This is a genomic window from Vibrio sp. 10N.286.48.B8, assembly GCF_003050085.1.
In the GTDB taxonomy this organism is placed as follows: domain Bacteria; phylum Pseudomonadota; class Gammaproteobacteria; order Enterobacterales; family Vibrionaceae; genus Vibrio; species Vibrio crassostreae.
In genome coordinates this window covers 1-20,638 of sequence record NZ_PIGD01000029.1, presented here as the reverse complement: position 1 = coordinate 20,638, position 20,638 = coordinate 1, and the positions used below count along the sequence as shown (strand labels likewise).

Annotated in this window: 17 protein-coding genes, 2 tRNA genes, 1 rRNA gene, 1 riboswitch and 1 other annotated feature; of the genes, 6 read left to right on the top strand and 14 right to left on the bottom strand. The window is 46.7% G+C overall.

Going from position 1 to position 20,638, the window contains the following annotated elements:
• Window positions 1-4: 4 nt before the first annotated feature.
• A complete protein-coding gene (gene uvrD, locus CWO08_RS22265; RefSeq protein ID WP_102433029.1) occupies window positions 5-2,179 on the bottom strand; it encodes a DNA helicase II in 2,175 nt (724 codons plus the stop codon).
• Window positions 2,180-2,443: 264 nt separating this feature from the next.
• Here uvrD and CWO08_RS22260 point away from each other — a divergent pair, with 264 nt between their 5' ends.
• The 4 genes from CWO08_RS22260 to CWO08_RS22245 all read left to right on the top strand — a co-directional run bounded on the left by CWO08_RS22260 (window position 2,444) and on the right by CWO08_RS22245 (window position 4,853).
• Window positions 2,444-2,704 (top strand): DUF2282 domain-containing protein, encoded by a 261-nt coding sequence (locus CWO08_RS22260; protein WP_060983713.1) that lies wholly within the window; start codon window positions 2,444-2,446, stop codon window positions 2,702-2,704.
• A 64-nt stretch (window positions 2,705-2,768) separates the two neighbouring features.
• Window positions 2,769-3,629, top strand: a complete 861-nt coding sequence (locus CWO08_RS22255) for a DUF692 domain-containing protein (protein WP_102433028.1) — start codon at window positions 2,769-2,771, stop codon at window positions 3,627-3,629.
• Window positions 3,626-4,393, top strand: a complete 768-nt coding sequence (locus tag CWO08_RS22250) for a DNA-binding domain-containing protein (RefSeq protein ID WP_102433027.1) — start codon at window positions 3,626-3,628, stop codon at window positions 4,391-4,393. Before CWO08_RS22255 ends, CWO08_RS22250 begins: the two co-directional genes overlap by 4 nt.
• Window position 4,394: 1 nt before the next feature.
• Window positions 4,395-4,853 (top strand): DoxX family protein, encoded by a 459-nt coding sequence (locus CWO08_RS22245; RefSeq protein WP_048661185.1) that lies wholly within the window; start codon window positions 4,395-4,397, stop codon window positions 4,851-4,853.
• Between the two features lie 67 nt (window positions 4,854-4,920).
• Here CWO08_RS22245 and CWO08_RS22240 read toward each other — a convergent pair whose 3' ends face one another.
• On the bottom strand, window positions 4,921-5,202 hold the full coding sequence (locus CWO08_RS22240; protein WP_009848181.1) for a hypothetical protein: 282 nt from the start codon (window positions 5,200-5,202) through the stop codon (window positions 4,921-4,923).
• A gap of 102 nt (window positions 5,203-5,304) precedes the next feature.
• A complete protein-coding gene (locus CWO08_RS22235) occupies window positions 5,305-6,504 on the bottom strand; it encodes a multidrug effflux MFS transporter (protein ID WP_198591316.1) in 1,200 nt (399 codons plus the stop codon).
• Between the two features lie 101 nt (window positions 6,505-6,605).
• On the opposite strand from CWO08_RS22235, the gene CWO08_RS22230 reads away from it, so the two are divergent.
• Together CWO08_RS22230 and CWO08_RS22225 are read left to right on the top strand one after the other, a co-directional pair.
• Window positions 6,606-7,547: a LysR family transcriptional regulator gene (locus CWO08_RS22230; RefSeq protein WP_012605070.1), complete on the top strand. Its 942-nt coding sequence runs from the start codon at window positions 6,606-6,608 to the stop codon at window positions 7,545-7,547.
• 122 nt (window positions 7,548-7,669) lie between these two features.
• On the top strand, window positions 7,670-9,460 hold the full coding sequence (locus tag CWO08_RS22225) for an aminopeptidase P family protein (protein ID WP_108021125.1): 1,791 nt from the start codon (window positions 7,670-7,672) through the stop codon (window positions 9,458-9,460).
• Between the two features lie 136 nt (window positions 9,461-9,596).
• Here CWO08_RS22225 and thiH read toward each other — a convergent pair whose 3' ends face one another.
• The 11 genes from thiH to rrf form a co-directional block, all read right to left on the bottom strand.
• A complete protein-coding gene (gene thiH / locus CWO08_RS22220) occupies window positions 9,597-10,709 on the bottom strand; it encodes a 2-iminoacetate synthase ThiH (RefSeq protein ID WP_102433024.1) in 1,113 nt (370 codons plus the stop codon).
• Between the two features lie 7 nt (window positions 10,710-10,716).
• Complete coding sequence (locus CWO08_RS22215) at window positions 10,717-11,481, bottom strand: thiazole synthase (protein WP_108021124.1); 765 nt, start codon at window positions 11,479-11,481, stop codon at window positions 10,717-10,719.
• A 2-nt stretch (window positions 11,482-11,483) separates the two neighbouring features.
• On the bottom strand, window positions 11,484-11,693 hold the full coding sequence (thiS, locus tag CWO08_RS22210; protein WP_102433022.1) for a sulfur carrier protein ThiS: 210 nt from the start codon (window positions 11,691-11,693) through the stop codon (window positions 11,484-11,486).
• Window positions 11,690-12,472: a HesA/MoeB/ThiF family protein gene (locus CWO08_RS22205; RefSeq protein WP_102433021.1), complete on the bottom strand. Its 783-nt coding sequence runs from the start codon at window positions 12,470-12,472 to the stop codon at window positions 11,690-11,692. The genes thiS and CWO08_RS22205 overlap by 4 nt, the downstream gene beginning before the upstream one ends.
• The gene (locus CWO08_RS22200; protein WP_102478837.1) at window positions 12,462-13,754 is read right to left on the bottom strand and encodes a thiamine phosphate synthase; all 1,293 of its coding nucleotides are present in this window, start codon (window positions 13,752-13,754) and stop codon (window positions 12,462-12,464) included. Before CWO08_RS22200 ends, CWO08_RS22205 begins: the two co-directional genes overlap by 11 nt.
• Window positions 13,754-15,703, bottom strand: coding sequence for a phosphomethylpyrimidine synthase ThiC (gene thiC / locus CWO08_RS22195; RefSeq protein ID WP_108021123.1), 1,950 nt, complete (start codon window positions 15,701-15,703; stop codon window positions 13,754-13,756). Before thiC ends, CWO08_RS22200 begins: the two co-directional genes overlap by 1 nt.
• 129 nt (window positions 15,704-15,832) lie before the next feature.
• Window positions 15,833-15,931: riboswitch (TPP riboswitch) on the bottom strand.
• A gap of 62 nt (window positions 15,932-15,993) precedes the next feature.
• Window positions 15,994-16,377 carry a fluoride efflux transporter CrcB gene (gene crcB, locus CWO08_RS22190; protein ID WP_004736665.1) on the bottom strand — a complete coding sequence of 128 codons (384 nt, stop codon included), beginning with the start codon at window positions 16,375-16,377 and terminating at the stop codon, window positions 15,994-15,996.
• Between the two features lie 100 nt (window positions 16,378-16,477).
• Complete coding sequence (locus CWO08_RS22185) at window positions 16,478-17,860, bottom strand: multicopper oxidase family protein (protein ID WP_102433018.1); 1,383 nt, start codon at window positions 17,858-17,860, stop codon at window positions 16,478-16,480.
• Between the two features lie 347 nt (window positions 17,861-18,207).
• A tRNA-Trp gene (locus CWO08_RS22180) sits at window positions 18,208-18,284 on the bottom strand.
• Between the two features lie 60 nt (window positions 18,285-18,344).
• Window positions 18,345-18,421, bottom strand: a tRNA-Asp gene (locus tag CWO08_RS22175).
• A 67-nt stretch (window positions 18,422-18,488) separates the two neighbouring features.
• Window positions 18,489-18,604, bottom strand: a 5S ribosomal RNA gene (gene rrf, locus CWO08_RS22170).
• 116 nt (window positions 18,605-18,720) lie between these two features.
• Window positions 18,721-20,471, bottom strand: a sequence feature (23S ribosomal RNA rRNA prediction is too short).
• Between the last annotated feature and the right edge of the window lie 167 nt (window positions 20,472-20,638).

Sequence of the window (20,638 nt, the reverse complement as noted above, 5' to 3'; positions counted from 1 at the left end):
TAGATTAAAGCTGCTCTAAACGCGCGTAAGCAGTTACTAACCACTTAATCCCTTCACCGTTAAACGCCACTTGAACTCGACTCTGTGGGCCACTTCCTTCGAAGTTGATGATAGTGCCTTCGCCAAACTTAGGGTGCTTCACGCGAGAACCCAAGCTAAAACCAGTTTCATTGAAGTTCTCTTTCACAGCGGTTTGACTAAAGCGACCACTGCTTGCAGGGCGACTGACTTGCGCTTTCATACGCACTTCATCCAGACAGGTTTCTGGTAGCTCACGAATAAAACGTGATGGTTTGTGGTACTTGTCCTGACCGTACAAACGACGCATTTCTGCGTAAGTGATGTAAAGCTTCTCCATCGCACGGGTCATGCCTACGTAACACAAGCGACGCTCTTCTTCTAAACGCCCCGCTTCTTCGGCCGACATCTGGCTTGGGAACATGCCTTCTTCGACACCCACCATGAATACCATTGGAAACTCTAGGCCTTTGGCACTGTGCAATGTCATTAACTGAACCGCATCGTCAAACTCATCGGCCTGACCTTCACCCGCTTCCAAAGCTGCGTGAGTTAAGAACGCCGTCAGCATGCTCATCTCATCCGCATCTTCCGGCTTTTCAAACTGGCGCGTTGCCGTTACCAATTCTTCCAAGTTCTCAATACGTGCCTTCGACTTCTCACCCTTCTCTTGCTCGTACATCGCAAACAGACCCGACGATTTGATCACGTGGTCAGTTTGTTCATGCAGACTCAGTTCTAAAGTGTCATCTTCAAGCGCATTAATCAGCTCGATAAAGCGGCTCAATGCACCCGCAGCACGACCGGGTAGCACTTGCTCTTCTATCAAAGCAACACTTGCTTCCCACATGGTTGCACCACGATCACGCGCTGCAAGACGAATCGTTTCTAACGTTTTATCACCCAAGCCACGCGTTGGCGTGTTTACCACACGCTCAAACGCCGCATCATTACCGCGATTGCTCATTAGGCGCATGTAGCTCAAGGCGTCTCTAATTTCTTGACGCTCGAAGAATCGCATGCCGCCGTAAATTCGATAAGGTAGACCAGCTTGGATCAAAGCTTCTTCAAGAACACGCGATTGTGCGTTGTTACGATATAGCATTGCCGTATCTTCTAACGCACCGCCTTTCTCCTGCCACTCTTTGATTTTGCTAACCGTGAAACGCGCTTCATCGAGCTCGTTGTATGCTGAGTACACAGAGATTGGCTCGCCATCGTTACCATCGGTCCACAACTCTTTACCCATACGTTCAGTGTTGTTCGAGATAAGCTCGTTCGACGCCTGCAGAATGGTTTTGGTTGAACGGTAGTTTTGTTCGAGTCGAACCGTTGAAGCACCTGGGAATTCATCCAAGAACTTCTGAATATTTTCGATTTTAGCGCCGCGCCAGCCATAGATAGATTGGTCATCATCACCCACGATCATCACACGGCAATCCGGGCCTGCCATCATACGTAACCAAGCGTATTGGATGTTGTTGGTATCTTGAAATTCGTCGACAAGAATGTGCTTGAAACGAGCTTGGTAGTGCTCGCGGATGTGTTTCTTATCGCGCAATAGTTCATGCGATCTCAACAAGATCTCAGCAAAGTCGACCAAGCCAGCACGATCACATGCCTCTTGGTAAGCAGAGTAAATCTTTAACCACGTTTGAGTTATTGGATCATGGTAGGCGTCAATGTGACTTGGGCGCAGCCCTTCGTCTTTCTTGCCATTGATCCACCAAGAAGCTTGCTTGGCAGGCCACTGCTTTTCATCAAGGTTTTGCGCCTTGATTAAGCGACGTAGTAAGCGAATCTGATCATCTGAGTCAATGATCTGGAAGTCTTCTGGCAGTTTTGCATCTAGGTAGTGAGCACGAAGAATACGATGACAGATACCGTGGAAGGTGCCGTTCCACATACCTGACGAGCTGCCCATCATCAACTCTTCAATACGACCACGCATCTCTGCTGCCGCTTTGTTGGTGAAGGTAACCGACATAATAGAGAACGGTGATGCTTGCTCTACACTTTGCAACCAAGCGATACGATGCACCAACACTCGCGTTTTACCACTGCCAGCACCTGCCAGAATAAGTAGGTTTTCTAAAGGTGCCGCGACCGCCTCACGTTGTTTATCGTTTAGGCCATCGAGTAAAAGCGAAGGATCTATCATTGGATATGCTCACTACTGGGTATTTATACATAAAAGTTGATTATAACCTAAACACTAGGCTGCGTTTAGGATAATAAGAAGAAAAAACCATCAAAAATTAACATCATTAATTCAACAACTTAAAAGATAAAACATCATTAATATTGATATTTTTTATAATGCCGTGAAATTATTTCCCGGTTGTTCCTATCCTTTTTAGTAAGCAAGTTAACAAGCCATTAACCTGCGATGTGAAAATACTATTAAGTCCTAGAGGGAATGACTATGAAAAATTCTAATCTTGCTGTTACAGCTGCAATCACAAGTGTACTAGCGTTCGGCGGTGCAGTTCTTACATCAGCACCTGCGGAAGCAGCAGCAAAAGAAAAATGCTACGGCGTGGCAAAAGCTGGCCAAAATGATTGTGCAACCAAAACAAGCTCATGTGCGGGTACAGCAAAAGAAGACAACCAATCCGATGCATTCGTGGTCGTACCTAAAGGGCTATGTGGCAAATTATCAGGTGGTAGCACTCAATCTTCTTAATTGAGCAGCTTAGTATGGTGGGCTGACATACAGCTCACCTCCACTTCTTGTTAGGAGAATCGTTGTGACTCAAACTCTTCACCCCAACGCAGGGGTTGGCCTTAGAACACCACACTTGGACTTCTTTAGCCAAAATCCAACCTTAATAAGTTGGTTAGAAGTTCACAGCGAGAACTACTTCTTAGCTCAATCACCGCAACGTCAACAACTCAGAGAAATTCGTAGTGCCCACAATATAAGTTGTCACGGTGTTGGATTGTCTCTAGGTTCTGTTGAGCGCATCAACCCAAATCACTTACTGCAGTTAAAAGATCTGATTGATGATATCGAGCCGTTCTTGGTTTCTGACCACCTCAGCTGGAGTCAGACCGGCGGTCATTACTTCAATGACTTATTACCGCTGCCTTATACCGAAGAGGCGTTGGAAGTCTTTTGTCGAAATGTATTAGAGGTTCAAGACAACCTGCAACGCCCTATGCTGATTGAGAACCCATCGAGTTACCTTGCCTTCAAGCATTCAACCATCCCAGAATGGGAATTTTTGGCCGAGGTACAGAAGCGCACCGAATGTCGCCTACTGCTCGATTTCAATAATATTTTCGTCTCATCTTTTAATCATGGCTTTAGTTGTGAAGAGTACTTAAGCGGAATACCTGCAGACAAAGTGGAAGAGATTCACTTGGCCGGTTTTACCAAAAAGAAACTTGAACAAGGTGAGATCTGGATAGACACACACAGTAAACCTGTCTGTGACGAAGTGTGGAAACTCTATACTGACTGGATAGCACAACATGGTTCACGCCATACCTTGATTGAATGGGATCTCGATATCCCAGAGCCACAAGTTTTATTGGCTGAAGCAACCAAAGCCAGTGACATCTTGTATCAACACGACAAGTTCAACCAAAGGAGTTGCGCATCATGAGCCACTCCCTAGCAGATGTTCAATTGGAGTTTGCTAACGCCCTGCGCTATCAAAACAATGGTGAGCACTGCGACATAGTGAGCGACCATTTTACCGATGAACAGCGAATCCAGATTTACCGCAATAACTTTGTCATCAGCTTGAGCGAAGTTTTGGCAGCAACCTACCCACTCACTGAAATGTTGGTTGGAGAGGAGTGCTTCCAACAGATGGCTCGTCAACATGTCTTAAGTTATCCATCGACCTCTGGTGATGTCAGTGGTTACGGTGAACACTTTGCACAAACTATCCAAGCCTTTACTGCCGTTATTGAGGCTGCACCTTATCTCAGTGAAGTGGCGTTGTATGAATGGCAGAAAGATAACCTGATGAGGTGCGCTTCAGAATCACATGTCGACCAACGTCCTCTTTCTTGTTTAGCCGATGTGCCACCAGAGCAACAAAGCGCTTTAGTCTTTCACCTCAAAAATTCAATAACGCTAATTAGCTCTAGTTACACGATTATCGCGCTTGAACAAGCTATCTATCAGCAACAACTCGACGGGTTAGACATCAACCAACCTGAATTTGGGGTGTTAATCCGAGCCGAGAATTCACAGGTTGAGAGTCATTGTTTGACAGAAGAATGCCACCAACTATTAACTGAATTGCAATCGGGTCAAACGCTCGCTGAGATTGACCCTTCACGACTACAACACCTGAATACTGTCATGGCGCTTAACGTCATCTCAGGTTTTTCAATCGATGCCGAATTGGAGACATAATATGGATAACAACACAGTCACGAACATGATGGCTCAATACGACAATTTGATTGAGAAATCACAGGCACTTTTTGTTCCTGTCCTACTTCTGTTTTGCCGCCTATGGGTGGCGTGGGTCTTCTTTAATTCTGGGTTAACCAAAATAGCAACTTGGGATAGCACTCTTTACTTGTTTGAGTTGGAATACCAAGTCCCACTGTTACCTTGGGAATTAGCAGCTTACATGGGTACTGCCGCTGAGTTAATTCTGCCAGTGTTTTTAGCACTCGGTTTATTAACACGACCGATGGCCGCAGTGCTGTTCGTGTTCAACATCATAGCTGTCGTGTCTTACCCGGTGCTGTGGGAACAAGGTTTCTATGATCATCAGTTGTGGGGATTAATGATTCTTATCGTTGTGGTATGGGGAGCCGGACCATTTTCATTGGATAGAATCTTAAAGAAGCAATTTAGCAACTAGTCCTCATCGCAAGCCCAAAACGCAAAAAACCACTCAATTGAGTGGTTTCTTTTTAACTGGGATAGGCTTACTTATTCAGAAAAGCTTGTAGCTCTTCAGCAGAGATACCTTGCTCGGCTAGCTCTTTTGCGAGTAGCTGAACCTGCTCTCCCTTACGAGACTCTACCACTCGCTGAAATTGGTAAATGATATCTCGCAAAGTATCGATTGGAACTTGTTTTGCCGCACTGCGAATACGCTCTTCACTTTGGTTGCCTAGCTCTTTAAGCAGTTTACCAAACATGACCTTTTCAGGTGCATCTTCCATTTGTTCTAAGACGCGCGCCATTTCGTAGGTTGTTAATGACATTACAGTATTTTCCGTTGGGGACTAACGTTTCAATGAGTGACAAATATACCATGTTTTAACGTTTCGCAAACCGCCATTTGTATATTTTGTCACCCTTGTAACTTATGCCTTAGCAAACGTTGCGTGCCAAGACTTACCCGCCTTGCTCGCAAGCACTAGTAATGCAGGAACAATCAGGAACATTTGCAACGCGATCATCACTTGCGACGTTAAATCAAGACGTTGCATGGTACCCACAAGAAGTCCTGAACCACTCATTTGGAACAAGCCTAGTAACGCAGCTGCGGTGCCCGCACGGTCACCGAAAGGTTCCAGAGCTTTACCCGCCGCAGCACCAAGAATCCAAGCAAAGCCAACCGACGATAAGAAGATCGGTAGCATGAACGCGATTGGAGTCGCGTGTTCAGCAAGCACCAACATAATCACACCCGCTAAGCCCAGCGTTGAAATACCAACAACCAGTGCTTTATAAGTACCAAAACGGTCCATGAACTTCGGTGCAGTGAATGCAGCCGTGATGTTGATAACCGCATTAATACCAAACCAGAAGGTAAACTCGTTCATCGTCAAACCTAGGTTCTCCATCAACACAACCGGTGCAGAGGTAACGTAAGCAAGGATTACTGCCATCGCCATCAAGCACAATGTCGCATGGAAGATGAATGATGGTGTTTTCAGCACTGACCAGTAACGCTCTAGTTTGAACACAGCAACCTTCTCTGTCGCCGGGTTAGACTCTTTCATTTGGAAGAATAAGATACTGCCAACGACTACCGCGAAGCCAGCCATAAAGCTGAAGTTCGAGCGCCAGCCAAATTGATGCGTTAACCAAGCGCCAAGAATTGGTGCCAATGCAGGGATAAAACAGATCGCACCATTGAGGTAACTGATCATTCGGCCACTCTTCTCTGGGCCAAATAGATCGCGAACCGTTGCAAAGGCTGCTACAGAAGTCGCACAAGCTCCTAAGCCTTGTAGCAGCCGAGCTATTAGCATCATATCAATCGATTGAGCTGCCCACGCCAAGCAAGCACTCAATGCATAGATACTAACACCTCCCAATGCAACGGTTCGACGTCCTAACTTATCAGCCAAAGGGCCAGCAAACAGTTGGCCGACACCCATGGCAAATAAAAACCAAGTAATCGTATCTTGTGCTAGTGCATGTTCCACGTGAAACGCTGTCGAAATTTGTGGCAGAGCTGGTAGGTAGATATCAATAGCCAAAGGGCTAAATAGAACCAGCATTGCCAATAAAGCAACCTGCAGTTTACTAGGGGTAGGAAGCGCGTTAGAAGGCACAAGATTCTCCGAATGAGTTAATTTAGGTGCATAATAACCAACTAAAGATATGAACAAAAATGGCATATACTCATTAGCATTATTCCAAATAGGAAACTCACATGAATATCGAGAAACTATCGCGCCTCGACCTAAATCTATTAGTTTGCTTACAAGTACTGATGGAAGAGCTGAGTGTTACTCGCACTGCGCATCGATTATGCCTTAGCCAGTCAGCAGTGAGTAAGTCATTGGCCAAACTTCGTGAGCAATTTAATGACCCCCTTTTTACGCGAAGTGCTCATGGTCTGCGACCAACACCAAAGGCAGTCTTTCTCAAACCTAGATTAGAAACGCTGATCAACCAACTTGATGTGCTCACCCAACCAGAGACGTTTATTCCCAACAACAGTGACCACAGTTTTCACATTGCAGCGGTTGAAAGTGTCTACCCGTTGATTCTTCCTCACTTCTTACCTGCAATCTTTCGACAAGCCCCTAAGGTGAATATCAACACCCATGCTTGGACAGAGCAAACCTTTAAAAAATTGCAGCTTGGTGAACTGGATATCGGACTCACGGGTAAAGACATCGACATCAACGACGCGCGTTTAACCATGTTGCCGCCAGATGATATTTGCGAACAAGAGATCTACCGAGATGCACAGATGTGTGTGCTAAGACGCAACCACCCTGCTCTGAGTGGCAAATGGGATCTGGAAACCTACCTTGCACAGCGTCATGTACAAGTAAGGTGTGACGGTAACGATCGTTGGTTACTCGACTACAAACTTGCCGACCTTGGCCACCAACGTGATATCGCTATTTCTGTTCCTGACTTCAATAGCGCCGCAAGCCTGTGCACCTACACTGACTTTGTGTTTACCGCACCAAGTCACTTCACCTACCTTGTCGCCAAGCAACTCGACTTAGTTGTTGTCCCTCTGCCGATGGAATTTCCACCGATGGCATACACTCTGTTTTGGCACCGCGATAGAGAAAATGACCCGGCGTTAACTTGGTTGCGAGATATCATCAAAGAAAAAACTCTGCACCTTAGATAAAAATGGCGTACAGCGTTTGCAGCAAACGAACAAAAGCGCTAGCTTATTGACCTAATAAGTCCCCTCACATGTATATCTACTGTGAGTGTTAACAAGGACCCTAACAATAAGGATAAACACAGATGCACAATATCACTGCAGAACGCGTTACTGCGGTTCGAGCTTGGCTTGAAGTAAACCAACTAGATGCGGTTATCATCCCACACGAAGATGAGTACCTAGGCGAATACGTTCCAGCTCATAACGAGCGACTTCACTGGTTAACTGGTTTCACTGGCTCAGCAGGTGCAGTGGTTATCACTCGTGAAAACGCTGCTATTTTTGTTGATGGTCGCTATACCGTTCAAGTTCGTAAACAGGTACCAGCAGAGTTATTTGAGTATCGCCACCTTATTGAAGAGCCGGCTTTAGGTTGGATCATCAATTCACTAGCCCAAGGCAGCAAGGTTGCATTTGACCCACGGATGCATACAGCAGCTTGGTTGAAAGGCGCACAAGCGAAACTGGCTGATAAAGTCGAACTCACCACATTAACAGCAAACCCTATTGATGAGCTTTGGTCTGATCGTCCTGAGCCTGTTGTATCTGATGTTCGCCTAATGGCTACTGACGCCGTTGGTCAATCAAGTGAAAGCAAACGCGCTGAAATTGCAGGTCTACTAAAAGCCAAAGGTGCGGATGCCGCTATCCTTACTGAACTAGACTCTATTTGCTGGTTACTCAACGTTCGCGGTTTGGACGTGTCTCGCCTGCCGGTTGTCTTGTCTAATGCCATCATTCACGCAGATGAAAGTGTCGATTTCTTCTTAGACCCGGCTCGTATCCCTGCTGGCTTTGAAGCGCACGTTGGTAATGGCATTCGTGTTTCTCACCCATCCGAACTTGAAGCACGTCTTTACTCTTTAGAAGGTAAGAATGTGTCAGTTGATTCAGGCACAAGCAATGCTTGGTACACGCTTGTTCTACAAAACGCTGGCGCTCATATCATTGAAGCAGCTGACCCATGCTTAATGCCAAAGGCTGCTAAGAACGCAACTGAAATTGCAGGTATGAAAGCGTGTCACATTCGAGATGGCGTTGCGATGGCCAAGTTCTTGTCTTGGATTGATGCTGAAGTCGCGCAAGGTAACCTACACAACGAAGCGGTATTGGCTGACAAAGTACAATCGTTCCGCGAGCAAGACCCAACGCTGATGGACCTAAGTTTTGACACCATTTCTGCAGCAGGCGGAAACGCAGCTATGTGTCACTACAACCATGAGAACCAACCTGAACCAGGTCAGCTAGAACTGAATACTCTGTACCTAGTCGATTCAGGCGGTCAGTACTTAGATGGTACAACCGACATCACCCGTACTATCGCAATTGGCCAACCAAGCGACGAAATGATTCAGCAGTTCACATTAGCGCTTAAAGGTCACATAGGCATTGCACGTGCGCGTTTCCCACAAGGTACTCGTGGTTTCCAACTTGATATCCTAGCGCGTCAGCACTTATGGGCAGAAGGCTTCGATTACGATCATGGTACTGGTCACGGTGTTGGTCATTTCCTAAGTGTTCATGAAGGTCCGCAAAGTATCTCTAAGAAGCTTATCGACGTACCTCTTGTTGAAGGTATGGTGTTATCAAACGAGCCGGGTTACTACCGTGCTGATGAGTTTGGTATCCGCATCGAGAACCTAGAATTGGTCGTTGAGCTTCCTACTCAAGGTGACTTCTCAGTACTAACGTTTGAATCGCTAACACGTTGCCCTATTGATAAGCGCAACATCAACGTCGATCTACTGACACGACCTGAGCTTGCATGGCTAAACGATTACCACCAGAAAGTATGGAACGATGTTAGCCCATTAGTTGAAGGTGATACGTTGGAATGGCTACGTCAATCAACAACACCACTTGCTCACGCTTAATACATTGCTAGGCAGGTAACTGAACCAAAACTAGTTGCCTCAGTTAGATATTAAAACGGCTACCCTTAGGTAGCCGTTTTTGTTTGTCGATTTCACATCATTGATGTTTCACGTGGAACATCAGCCAAGATGTTAATTAGCCTGAGTAAGCGCTATGCCAATCGCGCCACACCGGGTCGAAGCCGCGTTTACGAATCATAGCCTCAACATCAGCCGCACTTCGTTCATCACTTATCTCAAACTGTTCAAGCTCTTCCTCACCCGAAGCATAACCACCAGGTTGAGTTTTTGACGCGGCAGACATGCTAGTGATACCTAACGGCAACACGTTATCGCGGAACGTTGCAGACTCACGAGTCGAAAGAGACAGCTCAACTTCAGGGTTTAATAATCGATAGGCACAGATAAGTTGTACTAACTGCTTATCACTCATAATCGACTTAGGCTGCAAACCACCCTCACACGGACGAAGGCGTGGGAATGAAATCGAGTAACGCGTTTGCCAGTAAGTTCGCTCTAAGTAATCCAAGTGAGCGGCCACGAAGAAGCAATCGGTACGCCAGTCTTCCAAGCCGATCAAAGCACCAACCCCTATCTTATCAATACCCGCTTTTGCCAGACGATCAGGCGTTTCGAGTCGGTATTCAAAATCCATTTTGTTGCCACGCAAGTGGTGCTCAGCATAAGTACTTGGGCTATAGGTTTCTTGGTAAACCATCACAGCATCTAAGCCAAGCGTTTTGAGCTCCGCGTAGTCGTCTTGATCAAGCGGCTGCACTTCCATCGCAAGGTAGTTAAATTGCGCTTTGATATTCGGCAGCACCTCGCGGAAGTATTTCATCCCAACCTTGGTTTCGTGCTCACCGGTCACCAACAATACACTATCGAATTTCATCTTTTTGATGGCCGCGCTCTCGGCATCAATTTCATCCAAAGTTAATGTGCGACGCTTGATGCGGTTCTCCATCGAGAAACCACAATAGGTACACGCATTCGCGCACAAGTTAGATAGGTACAAAGGAATATATAGCGACATCGTATTACCGAACCGTTTACGCGTTAGCGCCAACGATTGTTGTGCCATCTGCTCTAAGTAAGGTTCTGCCGCTGGAGAGATCAAAGCCTTAAAATCTTCTAAGTCACGTTTAGGTTTACTCAGAGCACGTTCAACATCCGCCGCCGTTTTACTGAAGATGGACATACCAATGTCATCCCAGTTGAGCTGTTTAAATCGATCAACAAACGTCATGGCAATACTACTCGTCTAGGAATGAGGTTAGCGGGCTGGAAGCAACCGCGTGAGATACCTGACCAGCGAGACCAGCAAGGTAAGCCATACGACCCGCTTCAACTGCCAACTTGAAAGCAATCGCCATTTCAACTGGCTGTTGAGAAGCAGCTATCGCCGTATTCACTAACACAGCGTCAGCACCCATTTCCATTGCACGCGCCGCGTGTGAAGGAGCACCAATGCCAGCATCAACAATCACAGGAACATTAGCTTGGTCGATAATGATCTCTAGGAAGTCGGCTGACGCGATTCCCTTATTAGAACCAATCGGTGCACCGAGTGGCATCACCGCAGCACAACCAACCTCTTCTAAGCGCTTACACAATACAGGGTCGGCATGGCAATAAGGCAACACAACGAAGCCATCTTTCACCAACTGCTCAGCAGCGTTAAGTGTCTCGATTGGGTCAGGCATCAAGTACTTTGGGTCCGGGTGAATCTCAAGTTTTAGCCAGTTAGTACCTAGTGCTTCACGAGCCAAGTGTGCGGCGAAAATCGCATCCTTCGCGTTCTTCGCACCAGAGGTATTTGGAAGTAGATTAACGCCAGCATCAATAATTGGCTGTAAAATATCATCTTGTTCAGAACGAATATCGACCCTCTTTAGTGCCATGGTTGCCAGTTGCGAACCTGAGGCTTCGATAGCACTCGTCATCAAATACTTGTTTGCGAACTTGCCTGTACCAGTGAACAGTCGTGATTGGAATGTTTTATCTGCGATGGTTAACATGGTTAGCCCCCTGCAATAGCTTGAAAAAGAGAGACAGAATCGCCTTCATTGACGATGGTTTGTTGCCACTGGCTACGCGGTACAACCGCATTATTGATAGCAAATACACATCCCAAATCAGGTAGCGATAGTGCTTGGATGATGTCTGAAAGAGACGACGATTGCGCGACCTGCTCTGGTTGCTCGTTTATAGAAATAGTTATCTGGCTCATTGTGTTTCTTCTTCTAGGTGTTGGATCGCATCTGTATTGCAAACCGGACATTCGCTATCTTGCGTGACCATTAGGCTTTGCCAGTTCATGGCCTGGCCATCGAACAGCTTTAGCTGATGCGTCGCGACTTTAAACTCGCCACTGCTAATGCGCTGAATAGCAGCGAGAGCCTGGAGGTTGCCTATAGTTCCAACCACTGGGCCAATGATGCCGCTATCACCGCAGCGCGTTGTTTGTGGATGGTGGTCGAACGGGAAAAGGCAGTGGTAACACCCTTCCTGGTTCTGATAATCAAAGACAATAAATTGACCTTTCCAGCCGATTGCAGAACCTGATATCAAAGGTGTATTAGCTTTGAAACAAGCTTGGTTAACTTGCTGGCGTGTGGCGAAGTTGTCGGTACAGTCCAACACAACATCAGCTAGCATCACTTCAAGCTTTAACTGGCTTTCGGCCATTCGCTTGTTGATGGTCCTAACTTGGCTTCTACCATTTAGCTCACTCAGTTGTAGTTTCAATGAATCGACTTTAGCTGTACCAAGATCGCTTTCTTTGAACGCGACCTGTCGTTGTAGATTGGATGAGTCGACACAATCATCATCAACCAACACGATTTTTCCGATGCCAGACGCTGCTAGATAAAGAGCCGCAGCATTCCCCAAACCACCACAACCAATCACCAACACATGACCGTTTAGTAGATTTCGTTGTCCTTGTTCACCAACCTCAGGCAATGCGATTTGGCGTTGATAACGAATGAATTCGAAATCACTCAGCATGACTTAGCTCCTGAGTTATCTCTTTAGCAGCACTTGTAGAACTGTCAGCCATTAATACTTCGAAGAACTCAATCACTTGTTTGGGGTCTTCGGCTAACGTAATCGCACGTACAACCGCTAAGCTCGATACACCACACTCCCAAACCTGCGCAGCTGTCGATTGGTCAATACCGCCAATAGCAACCGTCGGATAACCAGTAAGTTCTTCTGTGTATGGGATGGTATCAATTAGTTGTTGGTACAGAGATAAACGCACCAAGCCTTGAGGCTTTGATGGCATCTGTTTCGTCGTGGTCGGAAATATATGGCCTAGTGCAATGTAGCTTGGATTGATTTGGACGATACGTAGCAACTCATAATAACCATGAGTCGATAGACCGATCTTAATACCCGCTTGGCTCAGTTGGGACAGATTTGACTCTTCAATATCCTCTTGCCCCAGGTGTACACCAAAAGCGCCATGCTTGAGTGCAAGCTGCCAGTAATCGTTAATGAAAACCTGAGCGTTATGTTCTCGACCAAGTTCGATAGATCGCGCGACTTGTTGTTCTAAATCGGCTTGTTGAGGGTTCTTAATACGCAGCTGGACGGTATTAATCCCGAGCTTGAGCAACCTGTCTATCCACTCGACATCATCAACCACCGGGTATAAGCCGAGGCTATTCTTAGTCAACTCAGGGAAAGAAAGTGATGTCCCTTGGTTAGCCCAACCAACGCTTATATTCAGTCGTTCATCTTCAAGGACAGGGATAGGAAAACTTTGATAATGTGCTGGCCATGTTCCACGTGAAACATTCGATGCAGCGCGAGCCAAAACCAACGCATCTTCCAATGGAAACTCTAATGCTAATAACGTAAGTAACCAAGCAAAGTGGCCACGATTATCTAATTCTTGATGAGCTGTAGTTTCACTCTTGATAACACGATTAGCATCTAAGTGTGACCAGATATCTAACACAGCTGAATCATCGGAGACTCCGATATAGACGGTGTTCGAAGCTTGAGTCAAAGCAGCACAAACATCGGTTAACGCAACTGAATTACTGTAATCAACAACATGGTTCAGTTCCGCTAACTGACACTCCGCCAATGAATCAACATCATGAGCAAAGCCAATAGATAACGCCTGCTGAGTGTCAACGATAGAGAAGTATTGAGTTGGGCTTACACCCAACTCAACTGCATCGGTTGCCAAGCCTTGTCGCTTAGCAACCAATAGACAGTTCTGCACCTCTCCCGTTAACTCAATATTTTGAGATGGGATGAGTATCTTCACTGTCACTATTCCTCTAATTGAGCTTCTTTTGCACCTATTGCAGGGTGGTAAAGTTCAGACCCAGTATCACGGAACTCTTGTGATTTCTGACGCATCCCTTCCAACGGGTTATCTAGCATCTTAATCTCAATAGCCTGATCCGCGGCTACTTGTTCTGTATCTTTCGCATACTCTCGGACTTCCTGAGAGATCTTCATCGAGCAGAATTTAGGTCCACACATTGAGCAGAAGTGAGCAACCTTACCGGATTCTTGTGGCAGAGTTTCATCATGGAAAGAACGGGCTGTTTCCGGATCTAAAGCTAGATTAAATTGGTCTTCCCAACGGAATTCAAAACGTGCTTTAGATAATGCATTATCTCGGATTTGTGCGCCTGGATGTCCTTTTGCCAAATCCGCAGCATGTGCTGCCAGCTTGTAAGTAATTAAGCCGGTCTTCACATCTTCTTTGTTTGGTAAGCCTAAATGCTCTTTAGGCGTTACATAACAAAGCATCGCACAACCGTACCAACCAATCATCGCCGCGCCAATTCCAGAGGTAATGTGGTCATAACCCGGTGCGATATCTGTAGTCAGCGGGCCTAGTGTATAGAAAGGCGCTTCATGGCAGTGCTCTAACTGCTCGTCCATATTCTCTTTAATCAGGTGCATTGGTACATGTCCAGGGCCTTCAATGATCACCTGAACGTCATATTCCCAAGCCACTTTAGTCAACTCACCTAGAGTACGTAACTCCGAGAATTGAGCCTCATCATTAGCATCTGCAATTGAGCCCGGGCGTAAACCGTCACCTAATGACAGAGCAACATCGTACTTCGCACAGATCTCACAGATCTCACGGAAGTGGGTATAAAGGAAACTTTCTTGGTGATGAGCAAGACACCATTTCGCGATGATGGAACCGCCACGAGAGACAATACCAGTCACACGCTTAGCGGTCATTGGTACGTAACGAAGCAGTAAACCTGCGTGGATAGTGAAGTAATCAACACCCTGCTCTGCTTGTTCAATCAAGGTATCACGCATTACTTCCCAGTTAAGGTCTTCCGCAACGCCATTCACTTTTTCAAGCGCCTGATACATAGGAACCGTACCAATTGGTACAGGGCTATTACGTAGGATCCATTCGCGAGTCTCGTGGATATTACGGCCGGTGGAAAGGTCCATCACGGTATCGCCACCCCAGCGAGTCGACCAGACTAGCTTCTCAACTTCTTCTTCAATCGAAGAGCTTACTGAAGAGTTACCGATATTAGCGTTCACCTTCACTAAGAAGTTTCGACCAATAATCATCGGTTCTGATTCTGGGTGGTTGATGTTTGAAGGGATAATAGCTCGACCTTCAGCAACCTCTTTACGCACGAACTCAGGAGTGATTTCTTTCGGCAGGTTTGCACCAAAGTTATGGCCAGGGTGTTGATGGTTAAGCTGCTCATCAGCGAACTTCTGACGTCCCATGTTCTCACGTATGGCAATGTACTCCATTTCAGGTGTGATAATACCCTGACGAGCATAGTGCAGCTGAGTAACACATTGGTCGCCAGTCGCGCGACGAATTCGAGGCAGGTTTCCGTAACGAAGGTCGTCTAGGGTTTCATCTTCTAAACGTTCTTTGGTGTAAAAAGAGCTTACATCATCAAGCAATTCCGTATCACCACGCTCTTCAATCCATTGCTCTCGCAACTTAGGAAGGCCGCTATAAAGGTCTATTTCATGCGTAGGATCGGTATAAACACCGGAGGTGTCGTAGACATGAATAGGCTCATTAGGTTCGAATACAGGCTCTTTTTTGGTACCACCAACAAGGCTATCTGCGAGTGAAATTTCTCGTACAGGGACTTGAATGTCCTCTCGAGATCCTTGGATGTAAGCTTTTTTTGAATTTGGATAAGGTTGTACGGATAAAGAATCAATGAAATTCTTCGCTTCCAGTCTTGCTTGTTTACGACTCGACATAGCATTTTTCCTTGGCTTTTAGCCATTATTTATAGGGATAAAAATGCTTGACGGATAAGATGCTACAAGAGGGATCACGGTAAGAAATACAGTTGTGATCTGGAGATAGATCTCTAGAAGGATTCTAGTTAGATATCTACTCTTGTTCCCTTCGCAGGTATTAGCCTGATCAGGTTCAACGGATCCCGAGTTAACGGTCTCAGCCATATGGCACTCCGACAAGTACGATCGAGTATATAAAAACGGCTTGGATAAACCAAGCCGAGTTGTTAACAAATAGTAAGAAAGTTTTAAGACTTTATCAAAAGTTGGAAGCCGATCCATGCGGCTGAAATACTGAGAACCACATTGAGCAGTACATTGAGTCCCATCTTGAAGAACGCGCCCTGCTGCATAAGAAGCACGTTATCCATCGAAAACGTAGAAAATGTTGTCAGGGCTCCAAGGAAACCAAGACCAATAATTTGTCTCCATGGCTCCGTCGCGACCATCTCATTTTCAAACGCGGCGATGAGCAATCCCATAATCAAAGAGCCAATTACGTTAACAGTCAGCGTACCGTAAGGAAAACCACGCCCTAACATCACAACGCATAACTCTGAAATCAAGTAACGTGAACAAGCACCAAACGCGCCACCGATGGCAATAAAACCTAGAATAGATAACTGACCCATGAATCCTCCCAAACAATAATCCCTATATTCTAGCTTTAACGCCGATAAAAGCGAGGGTAGAAACTAAGAATGCATGCGCAAATATTAAACGTTACAGGTGTCACTTAACTTCAATATATCCCATCAAACCCGTTTTCATGTGTTCGATAACATGACAGTGATACATCCAGCGGCCAGGGTTGTCGGCAACAAATGCGGCTTTCGCTCGACCATTCTTTCCAAGTAACACAGTATCGGTATGGAAGGGCTCTTCTATTTTTTTACCATCAAGTTCCAATACAGTGAATGTATGACCATGAATATGAATTGGGTGATGGTACTGAGTGACGTTCTTGAGGTCGAATATATAAGTTTTACCTAACTCCAAAGTCGCCAACGGGTCTGGAACACTGTCTTTACTCATTCCCTCCCACGCACGTTTATTCGTAAGCCAAAACTTAGGCATCGACTTCCCATCTTTAGATACCGGTGATACCGCCCCTTCCCACTCAAACACAAAATCGATTTCTTCTGCATTAGCGAGGTTTAAGTTAGGCACAGGATTGAGGGGCAATAAAGGAAGTGTTTGGCCTTCGATTAACGTTGAATCAACAGCCTCAAACTCACACAAGGAAAAAGGAAAACGCCCTTTCATTTGAAGGACACTCACTCGCTCCCCCGCCTTAGGAGCAATCAGCCCGAGATCGACACGCATACCTGGGCCAATCTTGTGTTGAGTCAGCTTATAAGGTGTCTTTACAGGGTTACCATCAATAGCAATGACCCATGCCTCAGCCCCCTCAATGGCTATAGGATAGGTAATCGTGTTATCAACATTAGCGATACGCAGCCTAGTCGTTGCATGCTGCTTCAATTGATAGATAGGTTCATGTACTCCATTAACGCTACTCCACTCTCCTGGCGTGCCCATACGAGCGCTGAGGCGAGGGATCATCAAGTCTTTCCACTGACCTTGTTTGTCGATATGCCAATGTTTAAGCATCAGAGCATGCTCTTCATCGAACTGAACTGCCGCACTCTCTTCGACAATAATAAGCCCGACCAAGCCCATACCAAGTTGCTTAACACTGTTCATGTGTGGGTGATACCAGAATGTACCCGCATCTGGTGGCGTGAACTCATAGACAAACGTTTCACCGGGCATAATCGGAGGCTGACTTAAGAAAGGAACCCCGTCCATTTCAATCGGAATTCTCAGGCCATGCCAATGAATTGTGGTCGGTTCTAATAGCTTGTTGGTAAATCGAATCGTTACCTTTTCGCCTTGTCGACAGCGAATAATCGGCGCTGGAGTCTGTCCATTAAAGGCTAAAACATTAGTACTAAATCCCTTCACCAACTCAGCGGTTGAAGGCTCAGCTGTTAAGTCATAAACGAACTTTCCTTGCTCATCAACAGACCGCTTCATTGAGCAAGCTGGTAGGACGGTTAGTGCAGATATAGCGAGAGATGATTGAATAAACTTACGACGGGAAATATCCATATTTGTTGCCTTTTAGTAATAACGACCAAAATGTAACAAAATATTGAGAATAATTCTCATAAAGAAGTATGGTTTGTGCTGTCGATTGTTTATAAAAGAAGCTGAGATAAGTAAGCACTTACACTTTTCAGGCTAGGTTCTGTTAAAGATAGGAATTGTCGACAAAAAAAATCGAACAAACAGAAAGCAAAAAGGCTCCAGCATTTCTGATGGAGCTTTAAATATGGCAGGGGTGGACTGGGCCGGCACTCCGGAGATTTGACCGGGCTGGCGATTCTGCTCACAACATTGCTTCGTAGAAGCAACAGATATAAAAAAGCCCCAGCATTTCTGCTGAGGCTTTGATATGGCAGGGGTGGAGAGATTCGAACTCCCAACACGCGGATTTGGAATCCGCTGCTCTGCCAATTGGAGCTACACCCCTAAAACTTTTTACTACTTCAGATTCGAAAAAACCTCGCACTAGGCGAGGTTATCGAATAAGTGGCGGAGTGGACGGGACTCGAACCCGCGACCCCCGGCGTGACAGGCCGGTATTCTAACCAACTGAACTACCACTCCGCAGTGGTCAACTCACTAAGTGAGCGTCCATATCTCCAGGTTGGTCAACCTAAAGATTTAATTTAAAGCCTGGCGATGTCCTACTCTCACATGGGGAAGCCCCACACTACCATCGGCGCTATTGTGTTTCACTTCTGAGTTCGGCATGGAATCAGGTGGGTCCACAATGCTATGGTCGCCAAGCAAATTTTAAAATTCGGAAAGCTGCTTCTCTATTTAATAGAGCTTTAAAAGTTTCTCTTCAAACTCATTCAAGCGTTTGGTATTTCTTTGAGTCCACAAAACCCCTTGGGTGTTGTATGGTTAAGCCTCACGGGCAATTAGTACAGGTTAGCTCAATGCCTCGCAGCACTTACACACCCTGCCTATCAACGTCGTAGTCTACGACAACCCTTTAGGACGCTTATAGCGCCAGGGAAAACTCATCTCAAGGCTCGCTTCCCGCTTAGATGCTTTCAGCGGTTATCGATTCCGAACTTAGCTACCGGGCAATGCCATTGGCATGACAACCCGAACACCAGAGGTTCGTCCACTCCGGTCCTCTCGTACTAGGAGCAGCCCCTTTCAATTTTCCAACGCCCACGGCAGATAGGGACCGAACTGTCTCACGACGTTCTAAACCCAGCTCGCGTACCACTTTAAATGGCGAACAGCCATACCCTTGGGACCGACTTCAGCCCCAGGATGTGATGAGCCGACATCGAGGTGCCAAACACCGCCGTCGATATGAACTCTTGGGCGGTATCAGCCTGTTATCCCCGGAGTACCTTTTATCCGTTGAGCGATGGCCCTTCCATTCAGAACCACCGGATCACTATGACCTGCTTTCGCACCTGCTCGAATTGTCATTCTCGCAGTCAAGCGGGCTTATGCCATTGCACTAACCACACGATGTCCAACCGTGTTTAGCCCACCTTCGTGCTCCTCCGTTACTCTTTGGGAGGAGACCGCCCCAGTCAAACTACCCACCAGGCACTGTCCGTAATCCCGATTCAGGGACCAACGTTAGAACATCAAAACTACAAGGGTGGTATTTCAAGGACGACTCCACCACATCTAGCGACGCGGTTTCAAAGTCTCCCACCTATCCTACACATGTAGGTTCAATGTTCAGTGCCAAGCTGTAGTAAAGGTTCACGGGGTCTTTCCGTCTAGCCGCGGGTACACTGCATCTTCACAGCGATTTCAATTTCACTGAGTCTCGGGTGGAGACAGCGTGGCCATCATTACGCCATTCGTGCAGGTCGGAACTTACCCGACAAGGAATTTCGCTACCTTAGGACCGTTATAGTTACGGCCGCCGTTTACCGGGGCTTCGATCAAGAGCTTCGACCGAAGTCTAACCCCATCAATTAACCTTCCGGCACCGGGCAGGCGTCACACCGTATACGTCATCTTACGATTTTGCACAGTGCTGTGTTTTTAATAAACAGTTGCAGCCACCTGGTATCTGCGACTCTCGTCTGCTCCATCCGCAAGGGACTTCACTGATAAGAGCGTACCTTCTCCCGAAGTTACGGTACCATTTTGCCTAGTTCCTTCACCCGAGTTCTCTCAAGCGCCTTGGTATTCTCTACCCGACCACCTGTGTCGGTTTGGGGTACGATTCCTTACAATCTGAAGCTTAGAGGCTTTTCCTGGAAGCATGGCATCAATGACTTCACTACCGTAGTAGCTCGACATCGTATCTCAGCGTTAGTAGCGGTCCGGATTTACCTAAACCACCCGCCTACGTACTTGAACCTGGACAACCGTCGCCAGGCCCACCTAGCCTTCTCCCGTTTCGCGTCATCGTTTTCGATGGTGCCCGTCGCGGTCTTATCACCAACGGTCAGCGTGAACGTTTCATCGCTTTCCAGAACCGTATCTTCCGCACCCGCTACCGTTACCGTGAAGCTCGCCGTATTCGCTGGGACGGTGATCAGGCCTGTGACCGCATCGTACGTCACGCCGTTGCTGAACGACACTGTGCCGTAGTCGGTGTTATCCGTTTCGTTATCCGTCAGGCTGAACGCGTACGTTTGTGCCGTGTCGGCCGTATTGCTTAGGGTCACGTCGAACGCCAGTGCGTCGCCTTCTTCCTCGCTCACATCCGCGATGTCATTGATCGTCGGTTTCGCGTCATCGTTTTCGATGGTGCCCGTCGCGGTCTTATCACCAACGGTCAGCGTGAACGTTTCATCGCTTTCCAGAACCGTATCTTCCGCACCCGCTACC